Source organism: Streptomyces sp. SudanB182_2057, assembly GCF_964272715.1.
Lineage (GTDB): Bacteria > Actinomycetota > Actinomycetes > Streptomycetales > Streptomycetaceae > Streptomyces > Streptomyces rubradiris.
Window position 1 is genome coordinate 2,711,507 of the sequence record NZ_OZ186798.1, and the last position, 25,840, is coordinate 2,737,346.

At 71.1% G+C, this 25,840-nt stretch carries 24 protein-coding genes; 11 read left to right on the forward strand and 13 right to left on the reverse strand.

Annotation, left to right across the window (positions count from 1 at the left end; translation table 11 throughout):
* Positions 1-5: 5 nt before the first annotated feature.
* The 4 genes from ACSURM_RS11440 (at position 6) to ACSURM_RS11455 (ending at position 2,022) form a co-directional block, all read left to right on the forward strand.
* Entirely contained in the window at positions 6-419 is a 414-nt protein-coding gene (locus ACSURM_RS11440) for a roadblock/LC7 domain-containing protein (RefSeq protein ID WP_029385896.1), read from the forward strand.
* 96 nt (positions 420-515) lie between these two features.
* Positions 516-1,088 carry a DUF742 domain-containing protein gene (locus ACSURM_RS11445; protein WP_436954887.1) on the forward strand — a complete coding sequence of 191 codons (573 nt, stop codon included), beginning with the start codon at positions 516-518 and terminating at the stop codon, positions 1,086-1,088.
* Positions 1,069-1,650, forward strand: a complete 582-nt coding sequence (locus ACSURM_RS11450; RefSeq protein WP_093769009.1) for a GTP-binding protein — start codon at positions 1,069-1,071, stop codon at positions 1,648-1,650. Before ACSURM_RS11445 ends, ACSURM_RS11450 begins: the two co-directional genes overlap by 20 nt.
* An 87-nt stretch (positions 1,651-1,737) precedes the next feature.
* On the forward strand, positions 1,738-2,022 hold the full coding sequence (locus tag ACSURM_RS11455) for a hypothetical protein (protein WP_436954889.1): 285 nt from the start codon (positions 1,738-1,740) through the stop codon (positions 2,020-2,022).
* Between the two features lie 60 nt (positions 2,023-2,082).
* Here ACSURM_RS11455 and ACSURM_RS11460 read toward each other — a convergent pair whose 3' ends face one another.
* From ACSURM_RS11460 to ACSURM_RS11475, 4 genes are all read right to left on the reverse strand, one after another.
* Entirely contained in the window at positions 2,083-2,274 is a 192-nt protein-coding gene (locus tag ACSURM_RS11460) for an acyl-CoA carboxylase epsilon subunit (RefSeq protein ID WP_436954890.1), read from the reverse strand.
* Between the two features lie 21 nt (positions 2,275-2,295).
* A complete protein-coding gene (locus ACSURM_RS11465; protein ID WP_436954891.1) occupies positions 2,296-3,891 on the reverse strand; it encodes an acyl-CoA carboxylase subunit beta in 1,596 nt (531 codons plus the stop codon).
* Between the two features lie 154 nt (positions 3,892-4,045).
* Entirely contained in the window at positions 4,046-6,346 is a 2,301-nt protein-coding gene (locus tag ACSURM_RS11470) for a polysaccharide lyase 8 family protein (RefSeq protein ID WP_436954892.1), read from the reverse strand.
* Between the two features lie 34 nt (positions 6,347-6,380).
* Entirely contained in the window at positions 6,381-6,887 is a 507-nt protein-coding gene (locus ACSURM_RS11475; RefSeq protein WP_359048525.1) for a hypothetical protein, read from the reverse strand.
* A gap of 213 nt (positions 6,888-7,100) precedes the next feature.
* Here ACSURM_RS11475 and ACSURM_RS11480 point away from each other — a divergent pair, with 213 nt between their 5' ends.
* Complete coding sequence (locus ACSURM_RS11480; RefSeq protein ID WP_436954894.1) at positions 7,101-7,709, forward strand: YceI family protein; 609 nt, start codon at positions 7,101-7,103, stop codon at positions 7,707-7,709.
* Between the two features lie 1,092 nt (positions 7,710-8,801).
* On the opposite strand, the gene ACSURM_RS11485 is transcribed toward ACSURM_RS11480, so the two are convergent.
* Positions 8,802-9,212: an ATP-binding protein gene (locus ACSURM_RS11485; RefSeq protein WP_436954895.1), complete on the reverse strand. Its 411-nt coding sequence runs from the start codon at positions 9,210-9,212 to the stop codon at positions 8,802-8,804.
* Positions 9,213-9,324: 112 nt separating this feature from the next.
* Between ACSURM_RS11485 and ACSURM_RS11490 the strand changes: the two genes are divergently transcribed.
* From ACSURM_RS11490 to ACSURM_RS11500, 3 genes are all read left to right on the forward strand, one after another.
* Complete coding sequence (locus tag ACSURM_RS11490) at positions 9,325-10,146, forward strand: helix-turn-helix domain-containing protein (protein WP_359480252.1); 822 nt, start codon at positions 9,325-9,327, stop codon at positions 10,144-10,146.
* A complete protein-coding gene (locus tag ACSURM_RS11495; RefSeq protein WP_436954897.1) occupies positions 10,143-10,388 on the forward strand; it encodes a DUF397 domain-containing protein in 246 nt (81 codons plus the stop codon). Before ACSURM_RS11490 ends, ACSURM_RS11495 begins: the two co-directional genes overlap by 4 nt.
* 109 nt (positions 10,389-10,497) lie before the next feature.
* The gene (locus tag ACSURM_RS11500; protein WP_289970047.1) at positions 10,498-10,713 is read left to right on the forward strand and encodes a hypothetical protein; all 216 of its coding nucleotides are present in this window, start codon (positions 10,498-10,500) and stop codon (positions 10,711-10,713) included.
* On the opposite strand, the gene ACSURM_RS11505 is transcribed toward ACSURM_RS11500, so the two are convergent.
* Both ACSURM_RS11505 and ACSURM_RS11510 read right to left on the reverse strand, forming a co-directional pair.
* Positions 10,707-12,083: a hypothetical protein gene (locus tag ACSURM_RS11505; RefSeq protein ID WP_436954898.1), complete on the reverse strand. Its 1,377-nt coding sequence runs from the start codon at positions 12,081-12,083 to the stop codon at positions 10,707-10,709. The two genes, ACSURM_RS11500 and ACSURM_RS11505, sit on opposite strands and share 7 nt — an antisense overlap.
* A 52-nt stretch (positions 12,084-12,135) precedes the next feature.
* The gene (locus ACSURM_RS11510; RefSeq protein ID WP_436954899.1) at positions 12,136-15,147 is read right to left on the reverse strand and encodes a glycoside hydrolase family 3 N-terminal domain-containing protein; all 3,012 of its coding nucleotides are present in this window, start codon (positions 15,145-15,147) and stop codon (positions 12,136-12,138) included.
* 146 nt (positions 15,148-15,293) lie between these two features.
* Here ACSURM_RS11510 and ACSURM_RS11515 point away from each other — a divergent pair, with 146 nt between their 5' ends.
* Genes ACSURM_RS11515 through ACSURM_RS11525 form a run of 3 tightly spaced genes read left to right on the forward strand, consistent with a single transcriptional unit; the run spans position 15,294 to position 18,320 of the window.
* On the forward strand, positions 15,294-17,159 hold the full coding sequence (locus ACSURM_RS11515) for a lectin (protein ID WP_436954900.1): 1,866 nt from the start codon (positions 15,294-15,296) through the stop codon (positions 17,157-17,159).
* Positions 17,160-17,166: 7 nt separating this feature from the next.
* Positions 17,167-17,655, forward strand: a complete 489-nt coding sequence (locus ACSURM_RS11520; protein ID WP_436954901.1) for a hypothetical protein — start codon at positions 17,167-17,169, stop codon at positions 17,653-17,655.
* Positions 17,656-17,711: 56 nt separating this feature from the next.
* Entirely contained in the window at positions 17,712-18,320 is a 609-nt protein-coding gene (locus tag ACSURM_RS11525; RefSeq protein ID WP_436954902.1) for a GOLPH3/VPS74 family protein, read from the forward strand.
* Between the two features lie 13 nt (positions 18,321-18,333).
* On the opposite strand, the gene cimA is transcribed toward ACSURM_RS11525, so the two are convergent.
* The 6 genes from cimA to ureA form a co-directional block, all read right to left on the reverse strand.
* Positions 18,334-19,944, reverse strand: coding sequence for a citramalate synthase (gene cimA / locus ACSURM_RS11530; RefSeq protein WP_436954904.1), 1,611 nt, complete (start codon positions 19,942-19,944; stop codon positions 18,334-18,336).
* A gap of 285 nt (positions 19,945-20,229) precedes the next feature.
* Positions 20,230-21,552, reverse strand: a complete 1,323-nt coding sequence (locus tag ACSURM_RS11535) for an MFS transporter (protein ID WP_436954905.1) — start codon at positions 21,550-21,552, stop codon at positions 20,230-20,232.
* Between the two features lie 120 nt (positions 21,553-21,672).
* Positions 21,673-22,278, reverse strand: coding sequence for a TetR/AcrR family transcriptional regulator (locus tag ACSURM_RS11540; RefSeq protein ID WP_436954906.1), 606 nt, complete (start codon positions 22,276-22,278; stop codon positions 21,673-21,675).
* A 24-nt stretch (positions 22,279-22,302) separates the two neighbouring features.
* Positions 22,303-23,343 carry an agmatine deiminase family protein gene (locus ACSURM_RS11545; RefSeq protein ID WP_436954907.1) on the reverse strand — a complete coding sequence of 347 codons (1,041 nt, stop codon included), beginning with the start codon at positions 23,341-23,343 and terminating at the stop codon, positions 22,303-22,305.
* 12 nt (positions 23,344-23,355) lie between these two features.
* Entirely contained in the window at positions 23,356-25,080 is a 1,725-nt protein-coding gene (locus tag ACSURM_RS11550; protein WP_436954908.1) for an urease subunit alpha, read from the reverse strand.
* Positions 25,077-25,775 carry an urease subunit gamma gene (gene ureA / locus ACSURM_RS11555; protein WP_436954909.1) on the reverse strand — a complete coding sequence of 233 codons (699 nt, stop codon included), beginning with the start codon at positions 25,773-25,775 and terminating at the stop codon, positions 25,077-25,079. Before ureA ends, ACSURM_RS11550 begins: the two co-directional genes overlap by 4 nt.
* Positions 25,776-25,840 lie beyond the last annotated feature (65 nt).

Consider the following 25,840-nt stretch of genomic DNA (forward strand, 5'->3'; position numbering starts at 1 on the left):
GCCCGATGAGCCAGGCGGCACAGAACCTGAACTGGTTGATCACCAACTTCGTGGACAACACCCCGGGGGTGTCCCACACGGTGGTGGTCTCCGCCGACGGACTCCTTCTGGCGATGTCCGAAGGCTTCCCCCGCGACCGCGCCGACCAGCTCGCGGCCGTCGCCTCCGGTCTGACCTCGCTGACCGCCGGTGCCTCGCGCATCTTCGAGGGCGGCAACGTGAACCAGACGGTTGTGGAGATGGAGCGAGGATTCCTCTTCATCATGTCCATCTCCGACGGCTCGTCCCTCGCGGTACTGGCCCACCCGGAGGCGGACATCGGCCTCATCGGGTACGAGATGGCCCTTCTGGTGGACCGCGCGGGCACGGTTCTGACCCCGGATCTCCGCGCGGAGCTCCAGGGAAGCCTTCTCAACTAGTAATCGGACGATGCGTATACGTGTCCCGGGGCCGTAAGGTTTCGGGACGCGGCTTCCACAGGGATGGGTGCCCCGCGCGGTTCGGAGGAGGAGAAAGTGGCAACACCCCCAGGCGATTCGTCTTCGGGCAACTGGTCGTACGGACCTGCCCAGGGCCAGCACGACGGCTCGGCGAACCCGTACAACTTCCCCTCCGCCCCCAGCCGGCCCTACACCCCGCAGGGTCCCGGACCCTACAACCAGCCGCCGTACGACCAGCCGCAGGCGCCGCGCATCCAGCCGGTCCAGCCGCAGCGCCGTCCCGAGCCGGCCCCGGCCGCGGCGGCGAACAACCCCCTGGTGCGTCCGTACGCCATGACCGGCGGCCGGACCCGCCCGCGCTACCAGCTCGCCATCGAGGCACTGGTGCACACCACCGCCGCTCCGCACCAGATGCAGGGCCAGCTGCCCGAGCATCAGCGGATCTGCAACCTGTGCCGGGAGATCAAGTCGGTGGCCGAGATCTCGGCCCTGCTGACGATCCCCCTCGGCGTGGCCAGGATCCTCGTCGCCGACTTGGCGGAGGCGGGCCTGGTCGCCATCCATCAGCCCGGCGGCGACGAGAACGCCGGTGGCCAGCCAGACGTGACACTGCTCGAAAGGGTGCTCAGTGGACTTCGCAAGCTCTAGCGGCGGTCCTTCCCGCTCCACCACCTCCGCGAAGATCGTGGTGGCGGGCGGCTTCGGCGTGGGCAAGACCACGTTCGTCGGCGCCGTCTCGGAGATCAACCCGCTGCGCACAGAGGCCGTCATGACGTCCGCGTCGGCCGGCATCGACGACCTCACCCACACCGGGGACAAGACCACCACCACCGTGGCCATGGACTTCGGCCGCATCACCCTGGACCAGGACCTCATCCTCTACCTGTTCGGCACCCCCGGACAGGACCGCTTCTGGTTCATGTGGGACGACCTCGTCCGCGGCGCCATCGGCGCCATCGTCCTCGTCGACACCCGCCGCCTCGCCGACTGCTTCCCCGCCGTCGACTACTTCGAGAACTCCGGCCTCCCCTTCGTCATCGCCCTCAACGGCTTCGACGGACAACAGCCCTACAGCCCCGACGAAGTACGCGAAGCACTCCAGATCGGCCCCGACACCCCCATCATCACCACCGACGCACGCCACCGCGCCGACGCCAAGAGCGCCCTCATCACCCTCGTCGAACACGCCCTCATGGCACGGCTGCGGTAACTCGCCCCGCGGGCAACCGACGCGGGCTCCTGTCACTCTTCTCTGAGGACAGGAGCCTTTGTCGTGATACGTACGGGTGGGTCCGGGATGCATGTGATCGAGGTCGACGGCTGGAGTGCGCTGCTGTGGGCGGCGCTGCTGCTGGTGCCGAGCGCGCTGGTGTCCTCGGCGCTGCTGTTCCCACTGCGGGCGCGGCTGCGCAGCCCGCTGCTCCTCGGCTGGCTGACCACGTTCCTGACCGCCGTCCTGCTGCCGCTGTGGACCCCGGGCCTGCGCCTGAACTCCCTGTGGCCGGCGGTCTGCGTGGCCACGCTGTCCCTGCCGCTGGAACCGTGGCTGCGAAAGCGGGACGAGAGCCGGCGCGACGGGTGAGCCCCCGAACGCGCACGACCCCGCCCTCCGAAGGAGTGGCGGGGTCGTGGCGTACAGGTCTCAGTGCCAGCTGTGCGGTGCCCGGAAGCCGGGCTCTCGCTCCAGGCGGCGCCAGCCCGCGCGGGCGCGGACTCGGTGGGGGGAGGCCGGGAGGGGCTGGGCGGCGGCTCGGGCGAGGAGGAGGGCCGTGAGGGCGGCGACCTCCTCGGGCTCGGCGTGACCCTTTTCGACGCGGATGTCAGGAGTACTCATGGGTGTCGGTCTCCGTGAGGGTTACTGCGGCGGGTTGCCGTGCTTGCGGGAGGGCAGGTCGGCGTGCTTGGTGTGGAGCATCGCCAGCGACTTGATCAGCACCTCGCGGGTCCCGGCGGGGTCGATGACGTCGTCCACGAGGCCGCGCTCGGCCGCGTAGTACGGGTGCATCAGCTCGGCCTTGTACTCCTTGACCATCTTCTGCCGCATGGCCTCGGGGTCCTGCGCGGAGGCGATCTGCCGGCGGAAGATGACGTTGGCCGCGCCCTCCGCGCCCATCACGGCGATCTCGTTGGTCGGCCAGGCGTAGGTGAGGTCGGCGCCGATGGACTGGGAGTCCATGACGATGTAGGCACCTCCGTACGCCTTGCGCAGGATGAGCGAGATCCGCGGCACGGTCGCGTTGCAGTAGGCGTACAGCAGCTTCGCGCCGTGGCGGATGATGCCGCCGTGTTCCTGGTCGACGCCGGGGAGGAACCCGGGGACGTCCAGGAGGGTGACGATGGGGATGTTGAAGGCGTCACACATCTGGACGAAGCGTGCTGCCTTTTCACTGGCCTCGATGTCCAGGACGCCCGCGAGGACCTGGGGCTGGTTGGCGATGATGCCGACGACCTGGCCGTCCAGGCGGCCCAGGGCGCAGATGATGTTGCGCGCCCAGCGCTCGTGGACTTCCAGGTACTCGCCGTCGTCGACGATCTCCTCGATGACCTTGGCCATGTCGTAGGGCCGGTTGCCGTCGGCCGGGACCAGGTCCAGCAGTACGTCGCTGCGGCGGTCGACCGGGTCGGTGGACTCGACGCGCGGGGGGTTCTCGCGGTTGTTCTGCGGGAGCAGGGAGAGGAGGTAGCGCACCTCGGCGATGCACGTCTCCTCGTCGTCGTAGGCGAAGTGGCACACGCCGGAGGTCTCGGCGTGCACGTCGGCGCCGCCCAGGCCGTTCTGGGTGATCTCCTCGCCGGTGACGGCCTTGACCACGTCCGGGCCGGTGATGAACATCTGCGAGGTCTCGCGGACCATGAAGACGAAGTCCGTCAGGGCCGGGGAGTACGCGGCGCCGCCCGCGCACGGGCCGAGCATCACCGAGATCTGCGGGATGACACCGCTGGCCTTGGTGTTGCGCTGGAAGATGCCGCCGTAGCCGGCGAGGGCGGAGACGCCCTCCTGGATGCGGGCGCCGGCGCCGTCGTTCAGGGAGACCAGCGGCGCGCCGGCCGCGATGGCCATGTCCATGATCTTGTGGATCTTGGTGGCGTGGGCCTCGCCCAGCGCGCCGCCGAAGATCCGGAAGTCGTGGGCGTAGACGAAGACCGTCCGGCCCTCCACCGTGCCCCAGCCGGTGATGACACCGTCGGTGTACGGCTTCTTCGCCTCCAGGCCGAATCCGGTCGCCCGGTGCCGGCGCAGCTGCTCGACCTCCTGGAAGGACCCGGGGTCGAGGAGCAGCTCGATCCGCTCCCGCGCCGTCAGCTTGCCCTTGGCGTGCTGCGCCTCGGTCGCCTTCTCACTCGGACCCGCCACGGCCCGCGCACGGATCTCGTGCAGCTCGGCGACCCGTCCGCGCGCGTCCGTCGGCTCGCCGGTCGGCTCACCCGTCGTCTCTTCCAAAACGGTCATGTAGCGACCTTACGAAGGACACCAAGAAAAGCGAGCCGTCGACTCTGTACAGTCTCGGGCCCGTTTTCCTGGTACGAGTGAACAGAACCACCGGGCGATGCAGGCGTTCCGACTGCTCAATGGGGCATCTCGTTGTAGGGAGGCCACAAACCGATCAGCCGAGAGCCACCTCACATTCGTGTGCGGCACATGCCATCCCCGGAGTGACAAGGACCCTCAGACGGCGGCCTGCCTCCAGTACCTCGACGCCGTCGCCGGCCCGGGTGACCGCGCGCACGGGACGGTCCCAGACCAGTTCCAGGGGGGCTCCGGTGCGCGGTGGCTCGCTGATCCGGAGGGAGGCCGTACGGCCCCGGCGCACGACGAGCACGCTCGCGCCGGCCGAGACGGTCAGCTCCCCCACCGTACCCGCCCCCCAGAAGGTGCACGCCGTCACCCCCGGCCGGGGTACGGCGACGGCCTGGGCGGTGGTGTCGTTGGCGAGGACGGTCAGCCAGTTCCGGTCGCCGGCCCGGGCGGCGGTCTCGGCGCGGGTGGCGCCGGGCAGCAGGACGTAGGCGTAGCCGGCGTCGGCCGGGTCGGTGCCGTGGTCGAGCCACAGGGTCTGCCAGCGCCGGGTGCGCCGCTCGGGGCTGCTGGTGGTGTTGATGTCGGCCCAGGCGCCGGTGCGGTCCTCGCGCAGGGTGCGCAGCTCGCCGCCGTGGGGCAGGACCCAGCCGCCGTGCCCCTCCAGGTGGGCCCAGTTCCGGCCGCGTACGAGGGGCTGGGTGCCGTTCTCGCCCAGGTTGCGGTTGTCCACGACCGTCTCGACGGGTATGCCGTCGGCGCAGGTGATCCCGGCGCCGAGGCAGACCACGGCGTCGTCGAGGAAGAACCAGGACTTGCGGGCCTGGAGGGTGGAACCGAGGCCCTTGAGGTGCTGGCCGACGGCCGCGTAGGTGCCGTCGGTGGTACCGCCGACCCAGCGCACCGCCGGTTTGGGGGCGCCCCACTCGCCGCCGGCCCGGTCGGCGAGCCGCCGGGTGGAGACGGTGGTGCCGGGCAGCCGGTACCAGTCGACGGTGGGCCAGTACCAGTCGGTGTACTGGTCGCCGCTCCCCCGCGGCCACCAGGAGAGCATGCCGGAGCCGGTGTGCCAGCCGCGCGGGTTCTCGCCGTTGCCGCATTCGTAGTGGGCGATGCGGTCGCTGGCCATGGCGAGGGCGGCGGTGAACCGGGGGGTGCGGTGGACGGCGCGGTCCATGGCCGGGAAGAGCCGGTGCCCGAGGGGTTCTGGGGCGGCGGGCACGGGCGAGGCGGCGACGGCGTGCAGCCGGGCGAGATCACCGACATTGAACTGACGGGACGTCAACATTGGTTCTGCGGTGTCCCGTTCGATCCACCCCTTGATACGTCCGTACCACCGCTCCCGCTCCTCCGGGCTCGCGCCGTCGGCGAGGAGGGTGATGGCGGCGATCAGAGCGTGGCCGTGGTAGTGGTCGCCCCGCATCACCCCCTGGTCGTCGGAGCGCAGGTGACCCCGGCTGATGGCACGGCCGTTGACGCAGTCCATGACCAGTCCGTCGTGGATCAGCGGGGCGTAGGCCTGCTCGACGCTGTCCAGGATGTGCTGCCGGCCGGGGTCGGTGATCTCCCACGGCGACCCGGCGAGCAGCGCGAACAGCCGCCCGAGGCCGTCGAGGAGGACCTGGCCGTAGGTGCCCGAGTAGGCGACCCAGGTGTGCTGGACGAAGGAGCCGTCGGCGTAGAGGCCGTCGCCCCGGGTGACGTACGGGAAGACGGGCGAGAGGGCGTCGCGGGCGAGGGCGATCTTCTGAGCGTCGCGGCCGAGGATGCCGCGCAGGGCGACCGAGCGGCACAGGTCGACGCGGTTGGCGCCGGTGCTGGTGCCGGAGTAGTCGGTGAGCGCCGTGTCCGGTATGAAGTGGTCGACGGCCGCGCAGGCCGCCGCGATCCGGTCCGGGCCCGCGTGCGCGTACAGCGCGGCGGTGATGTCCATCAGCGGGCGGGGGCTGCCGATCTGCCACTCCCACCAGTTGCCGTAGCGGGTGGTGGCGGGGTTGTAGACGGTGGCGGAGAGGTGGTCGAGGCCGCGTAACACGTCCGTGAGCAGGCCGGGGTCGCCGGTGACGCCGGTGCCGGTCTGGACGTATGCCTGGGTCATGGTCCACAGGCGGTTGTAGCTGAAGGTGATGCCGGACGGCGGGTCGAAGGGGTGGCCCGGCCAGAGGGAGGCGGGTCCGGGAAGCATGGCGGCCCGGTACTCCCTTGCGCTCTCCCCGAGTTGGGCGAGACGGGAGGCGTACGGTTCGGCGGCCGGGTCGTAGCCGGTGCCGAGCGCGATGCCGAGCCAGCGCCCGCGCAGCGTCTCGTACGGGTCGGTGCCGGCCGCCCGCGCGCGCCACCCGGGGGTGGCGGCGAGGGCGGCGGCCAGCAGCAGTGCGCGTCGGGTCATGCGGAGGGGCCCGGTCACCGCCGTCGCCGCCCGGTCAGCAGCCGCCGCAGTTGTAGTAGAGGACGTCCCAGTGGTTGCCCTCGTCGGCGTAGATGTTGCCGGAGCCGGACTTGTACTGCGGGGCGCCGTCACCGCGCAGGCCGATGTACGTGAAGGTGTTCTTGACGTACGAGGTCACGCACGTGTTCTTGCCGTAGTCGAGCTTGTAGCCGTTCCAGTGGGAGTACGTGCCGGAGGCGTGGCCGGTCTCGGTGCCGCCGGTGATGTTCAGCGCGCAGCCGCTGGCGCTCTTGAGGGTCTGGGCGCCCTGGGCGGTGGCGAGGTTGAGCTGCTCGAAGGACGTGCAGGTGGGGTTGTTCCGGTCGGAGCAGTTGCCGGAGGACGACCAGGTGATGCCGGACTGGCGGAACATCGAGGTGGCGGTGGCGTGGCTGATCTTGGTGACGGCGGCGGAGGCGGAGGCGGCGGGGGCGGTGCCTACGACGGCGAGGCCGGGGGCGGCGACGAGGGCGAGGGTGGTCACCAGGGAGCGGATCTTCATGGGGGGCCTTCCTGCGGTGGGCCGGACGTTTCGGGGCGGCTGTGCAGGTGGTGCAGGCCAGATGGTGCCCGAGGGAGAGGGTGGTGCACCAGAGGCACGAACGGGTGACTGTGGGTGGTTGTGGTGACACGATGCGGCTTTAGTTGAACGCTAAACAGAATGGGGCTATGGTCGGAGCCTGAACTTAGTTCAACGTTCAACCAGGAGCACGTCATGGGCATCTTCAGCCGCAAGAACACCACCCCGTCCGCCCCCGCCGCGCCGGCCGTCGCCGGTCCCGATCTGACCGCGCTGACCGGTGAGTACGTCATCGACCCGGCACACAGCACGATCGGGTTCGTCGCCCGGCACGCGATGGTCACCAACGTCAGGGGCGGCTTCGGTGACTTCACCGGCACGCTGCGTCTGGACGGGGCCGAGCCGGTGAAGTCCACGGCCTCGCTGGACGTCCGGATGGAGAGCATCGACACGGGCAACGCGGACCGTGACACCCATCTGAAGTCGGCGGACTTCTTCAAGACGGACGAGTTCCCGACGATGACGTTCCGGACCAGCGGGGTGGAGGTGCTGGGCGGGGAGGAGTACCGCGTCACCGGTGAGCTGTCCCTGCTCGGCGTCACCAAGCCGCTGACCATCGACGTGGAGTTCAACGGCTTCGCCAAGGACCCGTTCGGCAACGAGCGGGTGGGCTTCACCGGCAAGGCGGAGATCCTGCGGTCCGAGTGGGGTCTGACGTGGAACGCGGCACTGGAGACGGGGGGCGTGCTGATCTCCGACAAGGTGAAGCTGGCGTTCGACGTGTCCGCGATCAAGCAGGCGTGAGGGGGTTGGGGGGCGCCGCCGTGGGTGTGGGGGTCGGTGTTCGTCAGTGGCCGTTGGGCCGCTCGCTTCTTGGTCAGTGTCGGGCTTCCGCGAGGTGAGTCAAGGGCGCGTTCCGCGTCGCCTTCGGCGATGGGCCTGCGGCCCACCCTTGACACACCTCGCTCCAGCCCGGGATAGAAGCGAGCGAGCGGCCGAAGGAACAGTGGCCCAGCCCGGTACCGGACCCATGGGTGAGCTACGACGCCCCGTCGGCAAGGGACGCGTTCTCGCCTCGCCAGCACGCCGGGTGAGCTTGGCGGCTACCGGCCCGGTAGCGGGTGCGCGTCCTCGCCTCGCCAGCACGCCGGGTCGGCAAAGCGGCTACCGGCCCGGTGGGGTGGGGCGCGGTCGCGTCTCGCCTGCACGCCGGGTGGGGTCGGCGGCTGCGGGCGAGTGGGCGGTGAGTGCTGCTGCCACCTTGCCCCGCATCGGGGGTGGCTTTCGCGGCCCCACCTCGGCGGATCCAGGGGCGGGCACTGGTGCCATGACGGCCGCCACCACCCTGGCGGCGCTGGCGGGGCTGGCGGGCAGGGGGTTAGTTATGGACACGCAGTCCAAAACCACCCACCGGACACGTCGCCTCCGCCTCGCCCGACGACTCCCGAGCGGGTTCCGGCGAGCCCTACGCGACCACCGGCGGTCCAGGGCCAGGGGGTGGGGGGGTTAGTTATGGACAGGTATTCCAAAACTACCCACCCGGTGGACCACCGGCCAACGATCCGGCCCCGGGCGTCGGACGCCGAACCGGCCCGGCGTCCATGCGAGGCGCCGTCGCGCACCACCCGCCACCGGGCCGGAAGCCGCTTAACCCGCCCGGCGTGCTGGCGAGGCGCGAGCGCGCATCCCCGACCCACGATGCGTACGCAGCCGACGGTAGGGCCCGACCAGGTTCAGCCGGCCACTTTCCCCGGGCTGCCCGCTCGCTTCTTCCCCGTGCTGGAGCGAGGTGTGTCAAGGGTGGGCCGCAGGCCCATCGCCGAAGGCGACGCGGAACGCGCCCTTGACTCACCTCGTGGAAGCACGACACTGACCAAGAAGCGGGCGGCCCCACGGTCACTTCACGAGGAACTCACACCACACGATCTTTCCTGGGTTCCGTTCCCCTACGCCCCACTTGTCAGCAAGGGCAGCAACGAGAAGCAGCCCCCTCCCATGTTCCGCGTCAGCGTCCGGCGCCGGGTCCGGGCAGCCCACCTCACCCGGCCCACTGTCGTGCACCTCCACCCGTAGAGCGCCCTCCGCATGCAGCACCAGTCGGAGGAGGAAGCCACGGCCTGCGGGAACCCCGTGGAGAAGGGCGTTCGTCGCCAACTCGCTCACGCAGAGCAGGACATCGTCTCCGCGCTCGGCCGCCGCCCAGTCGGTCAACGTCTGCCATGCGAACTTCCGTGCGAGCCATACCGACCTGCGGTCCCGACGGTAGAACACCTGGCGTGTGTGGGGGTGTTGGGTCTGTGCATTCACGAGGTCACTGTCACTGTGCGTCACTACAGTGGGGCAGTGAGTGAAGTCGTAGTTCTCATTACTACGAGTCCACTACGACAGATCGGCGTGCATATGGGGGAAAGGAACGGCCATGCACGAGGCACCAAGGCCCAAGAAGGTCGGTTCGTGGTACGCGGTCGGCGCGCTCGTCGCCCACTACCGCAAGAAAGCACGCCTCACCCAGGAGCAGTTGGCCGAGATGGCCAACATCTCCGTCGACACAGTGAGGTCCATCGAGCAAGGGAGGCTCGCCCTACAGCCCGATCGAGCAGAACAGTTCGATGAACTCCTCGACACGGGGGGTGCGTTGTCGGTCCTGGTAGCGAGGCTGCCTGTACGGGATCGCATCGTCCAGTTCGCACAGGGGCTGGTGGATCACGAGCAGGAGGCGGTGAGCATCCTCTCGTACCAGAGCCTGGTGGTTCCTGGACTGCTCCAGACCCCTGAGTACTGCCGCGCAGTATTCAACTATCGCTACCCGGCGCTCGTAAGCGAAAAGGCCGAGCAATGGGTTCAGGCTCGCATGGATCGGCAGTTGATCTGGCAGAGGGATCGGCCGCCCGTCGGACACTTCGTTCTCGAGGAGAGCATCCTGCGGCGGCAGGTGGGTGGCCCGGATGTGATGCGTGCACAGATTCGGCAGATCCTGGAGTACACCGAACCGGCCCACATGAGCTTCCAGATCATGCCTGCGAGCCGGACACCACATGCATGCCTGGACGGCCCCATGGTGCTGCTGGAAACCCCCGAGTTCGAGCGCTTGGTCTACCTGGAGGTTCAGCGGGCAAGTTTTCTTGTCGATGATCCCAACGAGGTCAGCGACTACCACCTTCAGTATGGAATGCTGCGGTCACAGGCCCTCACACCCGACAAGAGCGTGGGTCTGCTGAAGGAACTGCTAGGAGAGTCATGAAGACCGCAGCGGCACTCGCATGGTTCAAGTCCAGCTACAGCGGCAGCCAGGGTGGTGACTGCTTGGAACTCGCCTACACGTGGCGTAAGTCCAGCTACAGCAGTGACGAAGGCGGCAACTGCGTAGAGGTAGCCGCCCACACCTCCACCATCCACATCCGCGACTCCAAAACCCCCACCGGCCCCGTCCTCAACCTCTCCCCCACCACCTGGAGTGAGTTCCTTGACGGCATCGCGCGCTGAACGCGCTGACGCGGAATGGGTCCACATAGCCTCGTACGCGAACGTGCCCGGCCGGCCGCACGCCGTGCACGCGCTGCTCGGTTGACTGCGTGAGCGCGGCATCGACTGGATGCCGTTCGCGCCGGAGGAGATCCGGATCGACCTGATGTGCGGGCGAGGCGACGACGGGCACTGGCACGGGACCGTCGTGGTGAACGTCGACGCCTCCGCGCTGTGGCGGCTCGGGCTGCATCCCGGCCAGCCGACCTCGGCCGTGGCCGGGACCTCCCCGCCCGCCTGGTGGCACGCGGCCGGCGAGCGCTACGCCACCCGGCGGGGTCAGTAGCTCCCGCCGAAGTCCCCGCCGCCCCCGCCGCCGAAGTCGCCGCCCCCGCCGAAGCCGCCCCCGTCACCGAAGCCACCCCCGAAGTCCCCGGGGTCGAAGTCGGTGCCGGAGACGTCTCCGCCCTCGTAGCCGCCGCCGTAACCCGCCTGGTCACCGAAGTCGCCGTACCCGGCTCCGTAGTCGGCGGCGTACGTGGGCGTCGCCATCAGGCCGCCCAGCATGGTGCCGACGAGGAGGCCGGGCAGGAGGCCGCCGCCGAAGTAGCCGCCTGCCCAGGGGCCGTAGGCGGGGCCCGCGTCCCAGTAGGGGCGGCGGCCGTAGTCGGTGTCGACCTCGCGGATCACCGGGTCCCGGCCGTCGGCCAGACGGGTGGCGTCCGCCGCGCAGACCGGGACCTGGCGGGGGGCGCCGCCGGGCGGCGTCCAGGTGGCGTCGGAGACCGAGGGGCCGTGGCGGGGGTCGAAGAAGCAGGGCGGGCGGCGCTCCGGGAGCGGGCGGCCCTCGCGGCGGGCAGCCAAGCTGGCCAGGGAGAAGCGGCCGTCCTCCAGTGCCTGGGTGACCCCGCGGACGTCCTCGGGGCGCTCGGCCATGGCCATGCGCTGCTTGGCGGTGTCGTAGGCGTCCAGCGCGTGCTCGTAGTCGGCGCGCATGGCGTCGTCCGCGCCGGGTGCCCGGGGCTGGAAGTCGAGGCGGTCGAGTTCCTCGCCGAACGCGGTGATGTCCTCGTCCACGACCACCCGCAGCCGGTCCAGCGCGGCCCGCTGCTCCTCCTCGCGGCGGCGGCGGTTGCGCCGGACGAGGGTGTACGCGCCCGCGCCGGCGATCACCAGGACCGCCGCCGTCGTGATCAGGGCCGTGCCGGACACGCCGTCGCCCGTGCCGCCCCAGCTGTCGGGGGCGTGGCCGCGCATGTTGAGCAGGGCGCGGTCGGTGAAGTCGGCCAGCTGGGTCTTGGCGTCCTCGCCCTGGACGCTGCGGACGAGGTTCTGCCGGGCCGTGGGCGACATGACGGAGGCGTCGGCGCGGGCGTCGAAGCGGTCGCCTAGGCGGATCCCGTACAGGCCGGTGACGCCGGTGGCCGCGCGCAGGTCGGCGAAGAGGTCGGCGGTGGGGTAGCCGGCCGGGAGGACCGCGATGAACAGGGGTTTGTCCGCGCGTTTGATCCGGGCTTCGAGCGCCTCGGCGGTGTTGGCGGGCAGCTGGTCCCGGGCCGCCGGGTCGACGTAGACGGGGCTCTTGCGCAGGGCCTGGGCGATCGTGGAGACGCTGGTCTCCGCGCTCGCCGGGGGCGCGTACAGGGTCGCCAGCACCAGTGCCAGGGCGGCCAGCAGCAGTGCGGGGAGGCTTCGGGTCCGCGGAACGGCCTTCATATCTAAAAATTACCCGAAACCTCCCCAAAGGGGGCGTTCGCCTGCTCCTGGATCAGGCGGCGCGGTACGCCTCGGCCAGCTTTTCCACCGCCTTTCCGTACCGTCCGGTCAGCAGCAGGTGGTCTGCGTCGGCGAAGGGCTTGGACACCGCCTGGGTGAGGTGGCCGGCCGCCTTCTGCTGGACCAGGAGGCGGGCCCGGGTGACCAGGGCGCGGCCGGTCCGTGCGTCCCCGTGGCGTTCGGCCGCCGTGGCCCGGGTGGCCAGGGCGCGCAGGGTGGACGCGCCGCCCTGCGGGGGCTCGGCGAGGGTGGTCAGGCCCCAGCCGTACGGGAACTGCGGGTCGTACGCCGTGTCGCCCACGTTGATCGGGAGCTGCGCCTCGGACTTCGGCCAGCTCACCGGGAGCTGTCCGGTGAAGGGGCGCTTGCCGTACAGCACGTCCGCGACGCCGTCGCCCTCGGTGCCGGGCAGCCAGGAGGCCACCAGGGCGTCGATCTCGTCCAGGCGGTCCCCGATGAGCTGGGGGCGGCCGGAGACGATCAGCACCGCGCACTCCATGGCCGCGCAGACCTTGTCCACGGCGGCCCGGTCGGCGGCGGACAGGGTGAGGTCGTGGCCGTTGCCCACGTCTCCGGCGCCCTCGGCGTACGGGGTCTCGCCGACGACGACCACGCCCACATCGTGGCCGCCGGTCGGGGCGGAGGCATCCTTGGAGTAGGTGACCTGGCCGCCCGCCTTGCGCAGGCCCTGGAGGATTGTGGTGCCGGGGACGATGTTCCCGGAGGAGCCCTGCCAGGTGACGGTCCAGCCGCCGGTCTGGTTGCCGATGTCGTCGGCGTTGGACCCGGCGACGTACACCTTCTGGCTCTTCTTGAGCGGCAGCAGCCCGCCGGTGTTCTTCAGCAGCACCTGCGACTCGGCGGCGGCCCGGCGGGCGACCTTCCGGTGCTCCGGGGAGCCGATGGCGGCCGCGTGGGTGGTGTCGGCGTAGGGGTGCTCGAACAGGCCCAGCTTCATCTTCTCGGTGAGGATGCGGGTGACCGCGTCGTCGATCCGCTTGCCCGTGACCCGGCCCGCCCTGGCCTCGTCGGCGAGCGTGGTGCTGAACTCCTTGTACGAGTACGGCACCATCATCATGTCCACGCCCGCGTTCACCGCCGCGCGGACCTGGGCGGCCCGGTCGCCGGGGAGCTGGTCGGTGGCGTTGTAGTCGCTGATCACGAAGCCGTCGAAGCCCATCCGGCCCTTGAGCACGCCGTTGATCATGTCGCCGCGGGCGTGCATCTTCACCGCGCCCTTGCCGTCGCCGAGGTCCAGGGAGGAGTACGACGGCATGACCGTGCCGACGCCCCGGTCCACGGCCTCCTGGTACGGCGCGAGGTGGATGCCCTCCAGCTGCTTCCGGGTGACCGTGGTGACGCCCTGGTCGATGGTGTACGTGCCGGTGGTGGAGGAGCCGTACGCGGTGCCGCCGTCGGCGACGAAGTGCTTGGCCGTGGCCAGTACCTTGTCGTTCCGGCTCAGGTCCTTGCCGTTGGCGCGGCCCTGGAGGCCCTGGATCACCGTCTCCATGGACTCCACGAGGGCCGGATCCTCGCCGTAGGACTCGTAGGCGCGGCCCCAGCGTTCGTCGCGGCTCACGCACAGGCAGGGCGCGAAGTCCCAGGGCACGCCGGTCGCGCGGACCTCGGCGGCCGTCACCGCGCCCGTCTCGTAGGCGAGTCGGGGGTCGCGGGCGGCGCCGATGCCGATGTTGTGCGGCAGGATCGTGGCGCCGGTGAGGTTGTTGTGGCCGTGGACCGCGTCCACCCCGTAGATCAGCGGGATCTGGAAGCGGGTGGCCTGGGCTCGCAGCTGGAAGGCGTCGATCATCTTCGCCCACGCCTCGGGGGTGTTGGGCGTGGGGGTGGAGCCGCCGCCGGACAGCAGTGAGCCGAGGGCGTAGGCGGTGATGTCGGCGCCCTGGCCGACGGCGCCGCGCTCGGCCTGGGTCATCTGGCCGGCCTTCTCCGCCAGGGACATCCGGCCGAGCAGGTCGGCGACCCGCTCGCGGACGGGCAGCTTGGCGTCCAGGTACGGCAGTCCGTGCGCGTCGATCACGACCTGCGGGGTCTCCGCGGGGGCCTTGGCGCCGGTGACGGTGAGCTTCAGCGGGATCGTCTCGGCGGGTTCGGCCGCGCGGTCGCGGCGGGTGGGCACCTCGACGGTCCGGGTGGCGCCGGAGGCGGTGCCGGCCGGGAAGGTGAGGGTGCCGGAGACGGGGGTGTAGTCGGTGCCGGAGGCGGCGGTGCCGCCGGTCGTGGTGTAGGTGACCGTCACGGGGTCGGTGAGGGGGGCCGCGCCGGTGGTGGCGACCGACACCTTCACCTTCGCCGTTCCGCCCTCCTCGACCGGGTGGACGGGCGCGCCGGTGGTGACGGAGGCGCGCAGGGCGGGGTCCGCCGTGCCGTACAGCTCCACGCCGTCCATGGCGAAGTCGCCCTTGGCGCCGGTCGGGAGGGTGACGGAGTAGCCCCACATCTCCTTCAGGCCGAGGACGTGGTCGATGCCGCCGACGGGCTGGTAGTCGGTGCGGTAGGCGAAGTCGGTGAAGGGGAGTTCGACCCGCTTCCAGCCGGTGAAGTCGTCGGTGAAGGAGGTCGTCCAGAGTTCGGATGCCTCGCCGTGGGCGCCGCCGTCCTTGATCTCGACGGTGATCTCCCGGCCGTCGTTCCGGCCGTCCCACCAGAAGCGGATGCCCCGGTGCGCGGACCAGTCGTGGGCGGGGGCGGTGGCGGCGTAGTCGTGGGTGAAGCCGCCGTAGCCGCTGATCTCGTAGGTGCCGGTCAGGACCTTGGCGCCCTCGGGAGCGTCGGCGCGGTCGGCCAGGCGGAGCGCGGGCGGGTCGTCGGTGTCGCCGCCCCAGGTGAAGATGCCCTCGGCGGGCTGCTTGGCGAAGGGCACCTCGCCCTCGAAGCGGTCGACGGCGGTGGGCGGCGGCTCGTCGGCGGCGCGGGCGGTGGCCGCCCAGGGCAGCAGACCGGCGAGGAGCGCGGCGGAGGCGAGCAGGGCGGTTCTTCGCATGGACCTTCCCTTGACTCTCACGGTTCACTCATGGACTCTCGTGGTTCACTCATGGCTTAGCTCACGCCGTGAGTTAACTAGGGCCTCACACGCCCGTCAAGACGACCCGTCAGCCCTCCCCCACCCCGCAGAAAGGGCGACGCACCATGAGGAGAACCCCCCGCGCGGTCCGGCTGCTGCTGGCCGGACTGCTCTCCGTCACCGGGTACGGCATGGCCGCGGTCCCCGCGCACGCGGCCGGCGAGCAGGTCACCGCCTGGCTCACCACCACCGACGACTCCGCCGGCCGGCATGTCGTACGCGGCCTTCAGCCGCAGACCCCGTTCGCCTTCCAGTCCGGCGCGGGCGGGAGCGGCGAGAACATCACCGTGGACGAGAACACCCGCTACCAGACCTTCACCGGCGGCGGCGCGTCCTTCACCGACACCGCCGCCTGGCTGATGAACGGCAGCGGGGCGCTCACGCCCGCGGCCCGGGACACGGCCATGCGCAAGCTGTTCTCGCCCACCGACGGCATCGGCCTGTCGTTCCTGCGCAACCCGATGGGCGCCTCCGACCTCGCCCGCTACGGCTACACCTACGACGACGTGCCCGCCGGGCAGAGCGACCCCTCGCTGGCGAAGTTCTCCATAGCGCACGACCTGGCGGACGTCGTCCCGCTGACCAAGCAGGCGCTCCAGCTGAACCCGTCCCTGACCGTGATGGCCTCGCCGTGGACGGCACCGGCCTGGATGAAGGACAGCGGCTCCCTCAACGGCGGCTGGCTGAAGGCGGAGTACTACGGCGCGTACGCCTCGTACTTCGTGAAGTACCTCCAGGCGTACAGGGCGCAGGGCGTCGACGTCCGGTACGTCACCGCGCAGAACGAGCCGACCTGTTGTTCCGGCTATCCGTCGATGAGCTGGAACGCGAGCGGACTCGCCTACTTCACGAAGAACGAGCTGCTGCCCAAGCTCCAGGCGGCGGGGCTCGGCACCAAGGTGCTGGCGCACGACTGGAACTGGGACGTGTACGACTCCTACGCGGCGCAGACCGTGGACGACCCGGCCGTGCGCAGCCACCCCAACTTCGGCGGCATCGCCTGGCACGGCTACGGCGGTGACGTCGGCAAGCAGACGGCCGTGCACAACCAGTATCCGGCGCTGGACGCCTTCGGCACCGAGCACTCCGGCGGCACCTGGATCGCGAACCAGCAGCGCGAGGACATGTTCGACATCATCAACTACACGCGCAACTGGGCGAAGTCGGTGACCAAGTGGTCGCTGGCCGTGGATCAGAACATGGGGCCGCACAACGGCGGGTGCGGCACCTGCACCGGGCTGGTCACCGTGCACAACGGCGACGTCGCGAGCGGCACCGTGGACTACACCGTCGAGTACTACGACATGGGCCACCTGACCAAGTTCGTCCGCCCCGGCGCCCAGCGGATCGCCTCCACCGCGTCCACCGCCGTGCCGAACGTGGCCTGGCGCAACCCGGACGGGAGCAAGGCGCTGATCGCGTACAACGACTCCGCCTCGGCACGCACGGTCACCATCAACTGGGGTGCGCAACACGCCACTTACTCGCTGCCGGGCAAGACCTCGGCGACCTTCACCTGGTCCGGCACCCAGTCCGGGGGCGGCGACCGGACCGGCGCATTCGTCGGACTGGCCGGCAAGTGCCTGGACGTGGCGGGTGGTTCGAGCGCCGACGGGACGGCGGTGCAGCTCTACGACTGCAACGGCAGCGCCGCCCAGCAGTGGACCGTACAGGCCGACGGATCGGTCCGGGCGCTCGGCAAGTGCCTGGACGTGACCTCGGGTTCGACGGCCGACGGGGCCAAGGTCCAGTTGTACGACTGCAACGGAACCGGTGCCCAACGGTGGTCGTACGACGCGGCCACCGGTGATGTGGTGAACGCGGCGGCCGACAAGTGCCTGGACGTCACCGACAACTCGTCGGCGAACGGGGCCCGGGCTCAGATCTGGTCGTGCACCGGGGCCGCCAACCAGAAGTGGACACTGCGTTAGGCGGAACATGCGACACACGGGGGCCGTGGCGGCGGGGATCGGCGTCGGGATGCTGGTGCTGAGCGGCTGTGCGGCCCTCGATCTGCCGCTCGCCGGGGTGCGGGCCGCGCCGGACGGGACGCCGTACGCGGTGTTCCGTCCGTGCGGCGACAACGGCTACCAGAACCCGTCCCTGGACGGGCGGCCGCACGGCGGCGAGGACGGGCCCGTCACCACCGGCTGGGACGTGGAGAAGGAGGGGCTGCGCGGTGACGCCGGCTTCCCCCTCTTCGCCCCGCCCGCCGGCTGGGCCGCCCGGCACCGGGGCCCGCAGCGGCTGCTGCCCCGGCACCACTACCTCCTGAGGTTCGGGCAGTACACCGGCGACGACGCCCACAACGGGACGGTCGAGTTCACCACCGAGCAGGTGGGGCGGCTGAGGCCGGGGCAGGTGTGGGCCGACGGGCGCGTGATGAGCGGGCGGGAGTTCGAGCGGCTCGCCGAGGACTCCTGCTGACGCCGTGCCGGTGTGCCGTGCTGCGGATCGGGCGGGAGCGGACCAAGGTGGAGGGCATGACCACACCGCAGGATCTTTTCCTCGTCAGTATGGACGTCCCCGGGGAACACCCCGTCGAACAGGGCGACCTGTCACTGGCGCTGGCCGGGGCCGAGCTGGTCGACCTGCTCGGCGCGCGGGCGCTCACCCTGGACGGCGAGCTCGTCGTGCCGGGGCCGCCGCTGACCACCGGTGACCGGATGCTGGACGAGGCGGGGGCCCGGCTCCGGCGCGAGCAGCCGTACGAGACGGTCGCCGACTGGCTGTGGCGCCGCGGCGAGGGACTGGCCGTGGCCTACTACGACGTGCTGGAGGCGGCCGGGCAGCTCAGCGGGGAGCGGCGCCACCACTGGCTGCCCCGGCGCCGGGGCAAGGCCACGGCGCCGGCCGACACCGCCGCCCGGCGTCACGCCACCGACCGCTGGGAGTCCCTCGACCCGGTCCTCACCGGGCTCGCGGCCCCCCTCGGCATCGGCGCCGACCGCCCGGCCCGGGAGGCACCCGAGGACGAGGCGGTCGTCACCGTACTGATCGCGGTCGGCGACGCGGTCACCGAACTGGAGGCCGTCCGCGAACGCCGCCGCATCGAGAACGTGGCCTTCGACAACATCTGGCGGGCGCCCTGAGCGCCCGGCGGGGCTACTCCGCCGGTTCCACGCCCGCGCGGAGGAGGCCGTAGGTGTAGGCGTCCTCCAGGGCCTGCCAGGACGCGGCGATGACGTTCTCCGCCACGCCGACCGTGGCCCACTCGCCGGAGCCGTCGGAGGTGGAGATCAGGACGCGGGTGGTGGAGGAGGTGCCGTGCTTGCCCTCCAGGATGCGGACCTTGTAGTCGACCAGCTCCAGCTTGGCGAGCTGCGGGTAGATCCGCTCCAGCGCCACCCGCAGTGCCCGGTCCAGGGCGTTGACGGGGCCGTTGCCCTCGGCCGTGGCGACGATCCGCTCGGCCTTGGCCCACAGCTTGACCGTGGCCTCGTTGGCGTGGGTGCCGTCGGGGCGGTCCTCCACGATGGCCCGCCAGGACTCCACGTCGAAGTACTTCAGCGGCCGGCCCTCGACCTCGGCGCGCAGCAGGAGTTCGAAGGAGGCGTCGGCGGCCTCGTAGGTGTAGCCCTTGAGTTCGCGCTCCTTCACGCGCTCGACCACGCGCCCGACCAGCTCCCGGTCGCCGCCCAGGTCGATGCCGAGCTCCTTGCCCTTCAGCTCGATGGAGGCGCGGCCCGCCATGTCGGAGACCAGCATGCGCATGGTGTTGCCGACCAGTTCGGGGTCGATGTGCTGGTACAGGTCGGGGTCGACCTTGATGGCGGAGGCGTGCAGCCCGGCCTTGTGCGCGAACGCGGAGACGCCCACGTACGGCTGGTGGGTGGACGGGGTGAGGTTGACGACCTCGGCGATGGCGTGGGAGATGCGGGTGGTCTCGCGCAGCTTGCCGTCGGGCAGCACCTTCTTGCCGTACTTCAGCTCCAGGGCGGCGACCACCGGGAACAGGTTGGCGTTGCCGACGCGCTCGCCGTAGCCGTTGGCCGTGCACTGCACGTGGGTGGCGCCCGCGTCCACGGCGGCCAGGGTGTTGGCGACCGCGCAGCCGGTGTCGTCCTGGGCGTGGACGCCGAGCCGGGCGCCGGTGTCGGCGAGGACGGTGGAGACGACCGCGTGGACCTGGGCGGGCAGCATGCCGCCGTTGGTGTCGCACAGGACGACGACGTCGGCGCCGGCCTCGGCGGCGGCGCGGACGACGGCCTTGGCGTAGTCGGGGTTGGCGCGGTAGCCGTCGAAGAAGTGCTCGCAGTCCACGAAGACCCGGCGGCCCTGGCCCTTCAGGTACGACACGGTGTCGCGGACCATCTCCAGGTTCTCGTCCAGGGTGGTGCGCAGCGCCAGCTCCACGTGGCGGTCGTGCGACTTGGCGACCAGGGTGATCACCGGGGCGCCGGACTCCAGCAGCGCCCTCACCTGCGGGTCCTCGGCGGCCGTGGTGCCGGCGCGGCGGGTGGCGCCGAAGGCGACCAACTGGGCGTGACGGAAGTCGATCTCTTGGCGGGCGCGGGCGAAGAACTCGGTGTCCCGGGGGTTGGCGCCGGGCCAGCCGCCCTCGATGAAGCCCACGCCGAAGTCGTCCAGGTGCCGGGCGATCGCGAGCTTGTCCGCGACGGTGAGGTTGATGCCCTCGCGCTGCGCTCCGTCGCGCAGCGTGGTGTCGAAGACGTGGAACGAGTCGTCGAGCTCGCTGGTTGCCGTCTCGGTCATGGTCTCAAGGCTCCTGTTATGGATCTTCGGTCTTACCGGAATGACCGGCTCCACCATCCCCCCAATCCTCCCGCGCGCTCCGCCCCCGGCTGAAGGTGGGCCGGAAAACGAAAAAACCCCTCGCGGGTGCGAGAGGTCTGCGCGCGGGTCGAGGACGACGGTGGCCACCCGCACCTGGTCGTACGAGGTGGTCACTGCGGACCGGCGCGCCTGCTGCCAATAATCATGGCGAACGAGAGCACGGGGGCAGTCTGGCACAGCCCCGCCCCCGGCTCGCCCACCGTCTCAGGATGCGGTCGTCAGGGTGGACTCCCCGTCGCCCGCCCCGGTTCCCTCGCCGGCCTTCACCCGGGCCAGGTCCAGGTCCTTCGTCTCGCGCATGGTCACGTACACCACGAGGGAGACGGCGGCGCAGGCGGCCACGTACCAGTAGAAGCCGGACTCGATGCCGCCCTTCTTGAACCACAGGGCGACGTATTCGGCGGTGCCGCCGAAGAGGGCGTTGGCGATGGCGTACGGCAGGGCCACGCCGAGCGCGCGGACGCCGGTCGGGAACAGCTCGGCCTTCACGCAGGCGTTGATCGAGGTGTAGCCGGTGACCACGACCAGCGCGAGCAGGGCGAGGCCGAGGGCGGGCCAGTAGCCGTCCACGCGCCTGAGCAGCGTCATGATCGGCACGGTGAGGAGGGTGGAGCCGACGGCGAACGTGATCAGCAGCGGGCGGCGGCCGACGCGGTCGGACAGGGCACCGGCCAGCGGCTGGAGGCAGGCGAAGACGATCAGCGCGGTGAAGGAGACCAGGGTCGCCGTCTGCTTGGACAGGCCCGCCGAGTTGGACAGGTACTTGGTCAGATAGGTGGTGTACGTGTAGTAGGCCACCGTGCCGCCCATGGTGAGGGCGACGACCAGGAACGCCTCCCGCTTGTGCCGCCACAGGGCGCGCAGGGTGCCGCGCTCGGCGCTGTGCGAGGTGTCCTCCGCGTACACCTCGGTCTCCAGCATGGTGCGGCGCAGGTAGAAGACGACGGCCGCGCCGAGCGCGCCCACGATGAACGGGATGCGCCAGCCGTAGCTGTGCAGGGCGTCGTCGGACATGGTCCGCTGCAGGATGATCAGGAGGCCGAGGCCCGCGATCTGGCCGGCCGTCATGGACACGTACTGGAAACTGGAGGCGAAGCCGCGCCGGGACGGGTCGGACGCCTCGGTGAGATAGGTGGCGCTGGCCGCGTACTCGCCGCCCACGGACAGGCCCTGGAGCAGCCGGGCGACGAGCAGCACCAGCGCGCCGCCGTACCCGGCGACGGAGTAGGTGGGGGCCACGGCGATGAGCACCGCCGAGGCCGACATGAGGGTGACGGTCAGGGTGAGTGCCGCCTTGCGGCCCTTGCGGTCGCCGACCCTGCCCAGCAGCCAGCCGCCCACGGGGCGCATGAAGAAGCCGACGGCGAAGATGCCGGCGGTGTTCATCAGCTGCGCGGTGGGGTTGCCGCTCGGGAAGAACGCGCCGGCGAAATAGGTGGCGAAGCTCGCGTACACGAACCAGTCGAACCACTCGACCATGTTCCCCGCCGAGCCGACCCAGATCTTCTTCCAGTGTTGACGTCCCATGGGCCGGTACATGCCCGGAGCGGGAGTGAACGATTCCTGTGCGGCGCCCCGAAGGGGCGCGGGGCTGTATCGATATGCGGCTCCGCCGCGCGGGCGCGACCAGCCACGACGGACCCGCGGCTAGACGACCAGCAACGCATCCTCGAAGAACTCCCGCACATGACGGAGGACTTGGTCGCGATCGGTACCGCGCAACCCGATAGCAACATGAATCGAGAACCCGTCAAGCAGCGCACGCGTCCTCGTGGCGAAGCGGTCCGCGTCCACCCCCCGGAACTCCCCCCGCGACACCCCCTCCGCGATCAGCGCGACCAGGTCCCGGTGCCAGGCCCCCTCGATCGCGGCCTGCCGGGCGCGCGCGTCGTCGTCGGCGTTCTGCGAGCGGTTCCAGACCTCCAGCCACAGCGTCCAGTGCGGGTCCCGGTGGCCCTCGGGGACGTACAGGTCGACGTACGCCTCCAGCCGCTCGCGCGCGGACCCGGGCCCGGCGAGCAGCCGGCCGCGTTCCGCGCCGAGCCGGCCCTCGCTCCACTCCAGGGTCTGGAGCAGCAGCTCGTCCTTGGAGCGGAAGTAGTACAGCAGATGGCCGCTGCTCATCCCGACCTCGCGGCCGAGCCCCGCCATGGTGAGCTTCTCCAGACCGCGCTCGGCGATCATGCCCATGGCGGCGGCGAGGACCACCTCGCGCGGCGGCGCGTTTCGGCGCGCCCGGCCCGCACCGGCCATCTGCTGCTCCCGCTCCTGTGTGTGTCAGACCTTCGGCTGCTGCTGGGTGATGCAGTGGATGCCACCGCCACCGGAGAAGATCGTACGGGCGTCCACCAGGGTCACCGTCCGCTCCGGGAACAGGCGGCGGAAGATCCCGGCGGCGATCTCGTCGCGCGGGTCGTCGAAGCCGCACAGGACCAGGCCGCCGTTGCAGATGTAGTGGTTGATGTAGGAGTAGTCGGCCCAGTGGCCGTCGGCCTCCAGCACGGTCGGGGCGGGCACCTCGACCACCTCCAGGGCGCGGCCCCGGGCGTCGGTCGCCGACCTCAGCAGGCCGATGACCTCCTTGGTGACCTCGTGGTCGGGGTGGGCGGGGTCGGGCTGGTGGTGGGCGACGACGACGCCGGGGCGGGCGAAGGCGGCGACGATGTCGACGTGGCCGAGGGTGCCGAAGCCGTGCGGGGGGTAGTCGCCGGTCAGGCCGCGCGGCAGCCAGATCGCCTTCTCGGTGCCGAGGTGGGCGTGGATCTCCGCCTCGACCTCCGCCCTGGACCAGTGCGGGTTGCGCTCGGGGCCGAGCTGCACGGTCTCGGTGAGCAGGACGGTGCCCTCGCCGTCGACGTGGATCGCGCCGCCCTCGTTGACCAGCTTCGAGGCGTACGTCTTGGCGTCCGTGAGGCCGGCGACGTACGCGCCGATCTTGGAGTCGTGCTCCCAGCGGGCCCAGTGCTGGGCGCCCCAGCCGTTGAAGGTCCAGTCGACGGCGGCCAGGCCGCCCTTGCCGTCGGTGAGGAAGGTGGGGCCGATGTCCCGCATCCAGGCGTCGTCCAGCGGCCGTTCGACGGTGTCGATGCCGGGGCCGAGCAGTTCCCGGGCCTCGGCGGACTGGCCGGGGCCGCACACGACCGTCACCGGTTCGAAGCGGCGGATCGCGCGGGCGACGCAGGCCCAGGCGGTGCGGGCGGCGGCCAGGTCGGCCGGGTCGTCGAAGGTGGGGTTGGGGCCCGGCCACGCCATCCAGGTGCGCTCGTGCGGGGCCCACTCGGCGGGCATGCGGAAGCCGTCGGCGGCGGGGGTGCTCATGCGAGGAGGTCCTTAGAGGAAGTAGAGGCGGTTGAGGGAGACGGACTCGGCCGGTTCCGAGCGCAGTGGCTCGCCGTCGAGGGTGACCAGGCCGGTGCGCTGGTCGACGTCCACCGCGCCGGTACGGGCGTTCAGGCGCAGGTCGGCGGGGCCGATGCCGCGGGTGCCGCGCACGGCGACCCGGCGGCGCCGGGTGGGCATCGTGTCGTTGCCCTGGTCGACGGCGGCCCGGGCGACGAACGCCACGGAGATGTCCGCGGCCGTGGCACCGTACGCCCCGAACTGCGGGCCGAGGACGAGGGGTTCGCAGGTGTCGGTGGCCGCGTTGGGGTCGCCGACCACGCCGTACGCCGGGAAGCCGGCCTTCAGCACGAGCTGCGGCTTGGCACCGAAGTACTCCGGGCGCCACAGCACGATGTCCGCGAGCTTGCCGGCCTCGATCGAGCCGACCTCGTGCGAAAGGCCGTGCGCGATGGCCGGGTTGATGGTCAGCTTGGCCATGTAGCGCAGCACGCGGGCGTTGTCGTCGCCCTCGCCGTCGCCCTCCAGCGGGCCCAGCTCGGCCTTCATCTTGCCGGCCATGGCGAAGGTGCGGCGGACCGTCTCCCCGGCCCGGCCCATGCCCTGCGCGTCGGAGGAGGTGATGCCGATCGCGCCCAGGTCGTGCAGCACGTCCTCGGCGCCCATGGTGCCGGCCCGGATGCGGTCGCGGGCCATGGCGGCGTCGCCGGGCAGGTCGGGCTTGAGGTCGTGGACGGAGACGATCATGCCGTAGTGCTCGGCGACCGCGTCCCGGCCGAAGGGCAGGGTGGGGTTGGTGGAGGAACCGATGACGTTCGGGACTCCGGCCATCTTCAGCACGTTGGGCACGTGTCCGCCGCCGCAGCCCTCGATGTGGAAGGCGTGGATCGTGCGGCCCTCCAGCACCCGCAGGGTGTCCTCGACCGACAGGCACTCGTTCAGCCCGTCGCTGTGCAGGGCCACTTGGACGTCGTGCTCCTCGGCGACCCGCAGCGCGGTGTCCAGCGCGCGGGTGTGGGCGCCCATGTCCTCGTGCACCTTGAAGCCGCTCGCCCCGCCCTCGGCCAGCGCCTCGATCAGCGGCGCCGGGTGGGAGGACGAACCCCGGCCCAGGAAGCCGATGTTGACCGGCCAGGCGTCGAAGGCGTTGAAGGCGTGGCGCAGCGCCCAGGGCGAGTTGACGCCGACGCCCCAGACGGGGCCGAACTCCTGCCCGATGATCGTGGTCACGCCGGAGGCGAGGGACGCCTCCATGATGCGCGGCGACAGCAGGTGCACATGGGTGTCGACGGCGCCGGCGGTGGCGATCAGGCCCTCGCCGGAGACGATGGAGGTGCCGGTGCCGACGACGACGTCCACACCGTCCAGGGTGTCCGGGTTGCCGGCCCGCCCGACGGCCGCGATGCGGCCCTCGCGGATGCCGATGGACACCTTGCGGATGCCCTGCACGGCGTCGATCACGACGACGTTGCTGATCACCACGTCGCAGGTCTCGCGGACGGCGGCGGCCTTCAGGTGCAGTCCGTCCCGGGCGGTCTTGCCGAACCCGGCCAGGAACTCGTCGCCGTACTTCTGGGCGTCGGACTCGACACGGATGGTCAGCCCGGAGTCGCCGAGGCGGACGCGGTCGCTGGCGCGCGGGCCGTGGGTGGCCGCGTAGGCGTGCGGGTCGACGTGGATCGACCGGCTCACCTCTCGTCCCTTCGAGCGGCTCATCGCTCCTCGTCTCCTTCCGGGGTCACTCCCAGATAGCCACAGGCGGCGGCCCTGCGCAGGGCCTCTTCCTTCGCGCCGGGCGCGTCCAGCGGCCCGTCCACCAGGCCGGCGAAGCCGATCGCGATCCGCTCGCCGCCGATCGGCACGAGCGGGACCTCCGCGCTCTCGCCGGGCCCGAAGCGGACCGAGGAGCCCGCGGGTACGGCCAGCCGCATGCCGTAGGCGGCGTGGCGGTCGAAGTCGAGGCGGGGGTTGGCCTCGAAGAAGTGGAAGTGGGAGGTGACGGAGACCGGCACGCCGGCGGTGTTGGTGACGCGCAGCCGGACGGCGGGCTCGGGGTCGGCGTGCTCGGGGCCGGGCAGCAGCGCGCCCGGGGCGTCCGCGCCGAGGCCCCCGCCGATCGGGTCGGAGACGACCGCGAGCCGGGAGCCGTCGTCGAAGACGGCCTCGACCATCACCTCGCTGACGACGTCGGCGACGCCCGGCAGCACGTCCTCGGGGCCGAGCACCGACCGGGCGGCCTCGATGGCCTCGGCGAGCCGCTTGCCGTCCCGGGCCGCCTCGCAGACGGTGTCCGCGATCAGCGCGGTGGCCTCCGGCACGTTCAGCCTGAGGCCCCGCGCCCGGCGGGCCCGGGCCAGCTCCGCGGCACCGAAGAGCAGCAGCCGGTCACGTTCCGTGGGGGTCAGTCGCACGACGCGGCACCTCCTTGTCCTCCACCACGTCCACAGATTAGAGCACCACTCTAAACAGAGGAGTC

What these genes read in the sequence shown, in the direction of transcription:
- ACSURM_RS11440 (WP_029385896.1), top strand. Translation starts at nt 6, where the DNA reads ATGAGCCAGGCGGCACAGAACCTGAACTGGTTGATCACCAACTTCGTG.
- ACSURM_RS11455 (WP_436954889.1), top strand. Translation starts at nt 1,738, where the DNA reads ATGCATGTGATCGAGGTCGACGGCTGGAGTGCGCTGCTGTGGGCGGCG.
- ACSURM_RS11460 (WP_436954890.1), bottom strand. Translation starts at nt 2,274, where the DNA reads ATGAGTACTCCTGACATCCGCGTCGAAAAGGGTCACGCCGAGCCCGAG.
- ACSURM_RS11465 (WP_436954891.1), bottom strand. Translation starts at nt 3,891, where the DNA reads ATGACCGTTTTGGAAGAGACGACGGGTGAGCCGACCGGCGAGCCGACG.
- ACSURM_RS11470 (WP_436954892.1), bottom strand. Translation starts at nt 6,346, where the DNA reads ATGACCCGACGCGCACTGCTGCTGGCCGCCGCCCTCGCCGCCACCCCC.
- ACSURM_RS11475 (WP_359048525.1), bottom strand. Translation starts at nt 6,887, where the DNA reads ATGAAGATCCGCTCCCTGGTGACCACCCTCGCCCTCGTCGCCGCCCCC.
- ACSURM_RS11480 (WP_436954894.1), top strand. Translation starts at nt 7,101, where the DNA reads ATGGGCATCTTCAGCCGCAAGAACACCACCCCGTCCGCCCCCGCCGCG.
- ACSURM_RS11490 (WP_359480252.1), top strand. Translation starts at nt 9,325, where the DNA reads ATGCACGAGGCACCAAGGCCCAAGAAGGTCGGTTCGTGGTACGCGGTC.
- ACSURM_RS11495 (WP_436954897.1), top strand. Translation starts at nt 10,143, where the DNA reads ATGAAGACCGCAGCGGCACTCGCATGGTTCAAGTCCAGCTACAGCGGC.
- ACSURM_RS11500 (WP_289970047.1), top strand. Translation starts at nt 10,498, where the DNA reads ATGCCGTTCGCGCCGGAGGAGATCCGGATCGACCTGATGTGCGGGCGA.
- ACSURM_RS11505 (WP_436954898.1), bottom strand. Translation starts at nt 12,083, where the DNA reads ATGAAGGCCGTTCCGCGGACCCGAAGCCTCCCCGCACTGCTGCTGGCC.
- ACSURM_RS11510 (WP_436954899.1), bottom strand. Translation starts at nt 15,147, where the DNA reads ATGCGAAGAACCGCCCTGCTCGCCTCCGCCGCGCTCCTCGCCGGTCTG.
- ACSURM_RS11515 (WP_436954900.1), top strand. Translation starts at nt 15,294, where the DNA reads ATGAGGAGAACCCCCCGCGCGGTCCGGCTGCTGCTGGCCGGACTGCTC.
- ACSURM_RS11520 (WP_436954901.1), top strand. Translation starts at nt 17,167, where the DNA reads ATGCGACACACGGGGGCCGTGGCGGCGGGGATCGGCGTCGGGATGCTG.
- ACSURM_RS11525 (WP_436954902.1), top strand. Translation starts at nt 17,712, where the DNA reads ATGACCACACCGCAGGATCTTTTCCTCGTCAGTATGGACGTCCCCGGG.
- cimA (WP_436954904.1), bottom strand. Translation starts at nt 19,944, where the DNA reads ATGACCGAGACGGCAACCAGCGAGCTCGACGACTCGTTCCACGTCTTC.
- ACSURM_RS11535 (WP_436954905.1), bottom strand. Translation starts at nt 21,552, where the DNA reads ATGGGACGTCAACACTGGAAGAAGATCTGGGTCGGCTCGGCGGGGAAC.
- ACSURM_RS11540 (WP_436954906.1), bottom strand. Translation starts at nt 22,278, where the DNA reads ATGGCCGGTGCGGGCCGGGCGCGCCGAAACGCGCCGCCGCGCGAGGTG.
- ACSURM_RS11545 (WP_436954907.1), bottom strand. Translation starts at nt 23,343, where the DNA reads ATGAGCACCCCCGCCGCCGACGGCTTCCGCATGCCCGCCGAGTGGGCC.
- ACSURM_RS11550 (WP_436954908.1), bottom strand. Translation starts at nt 25,080, where the DNA reads ATGAGCCGCTCGAAGGGACGAGAGGTGAGCCGGTCGATCCACGTCGAC.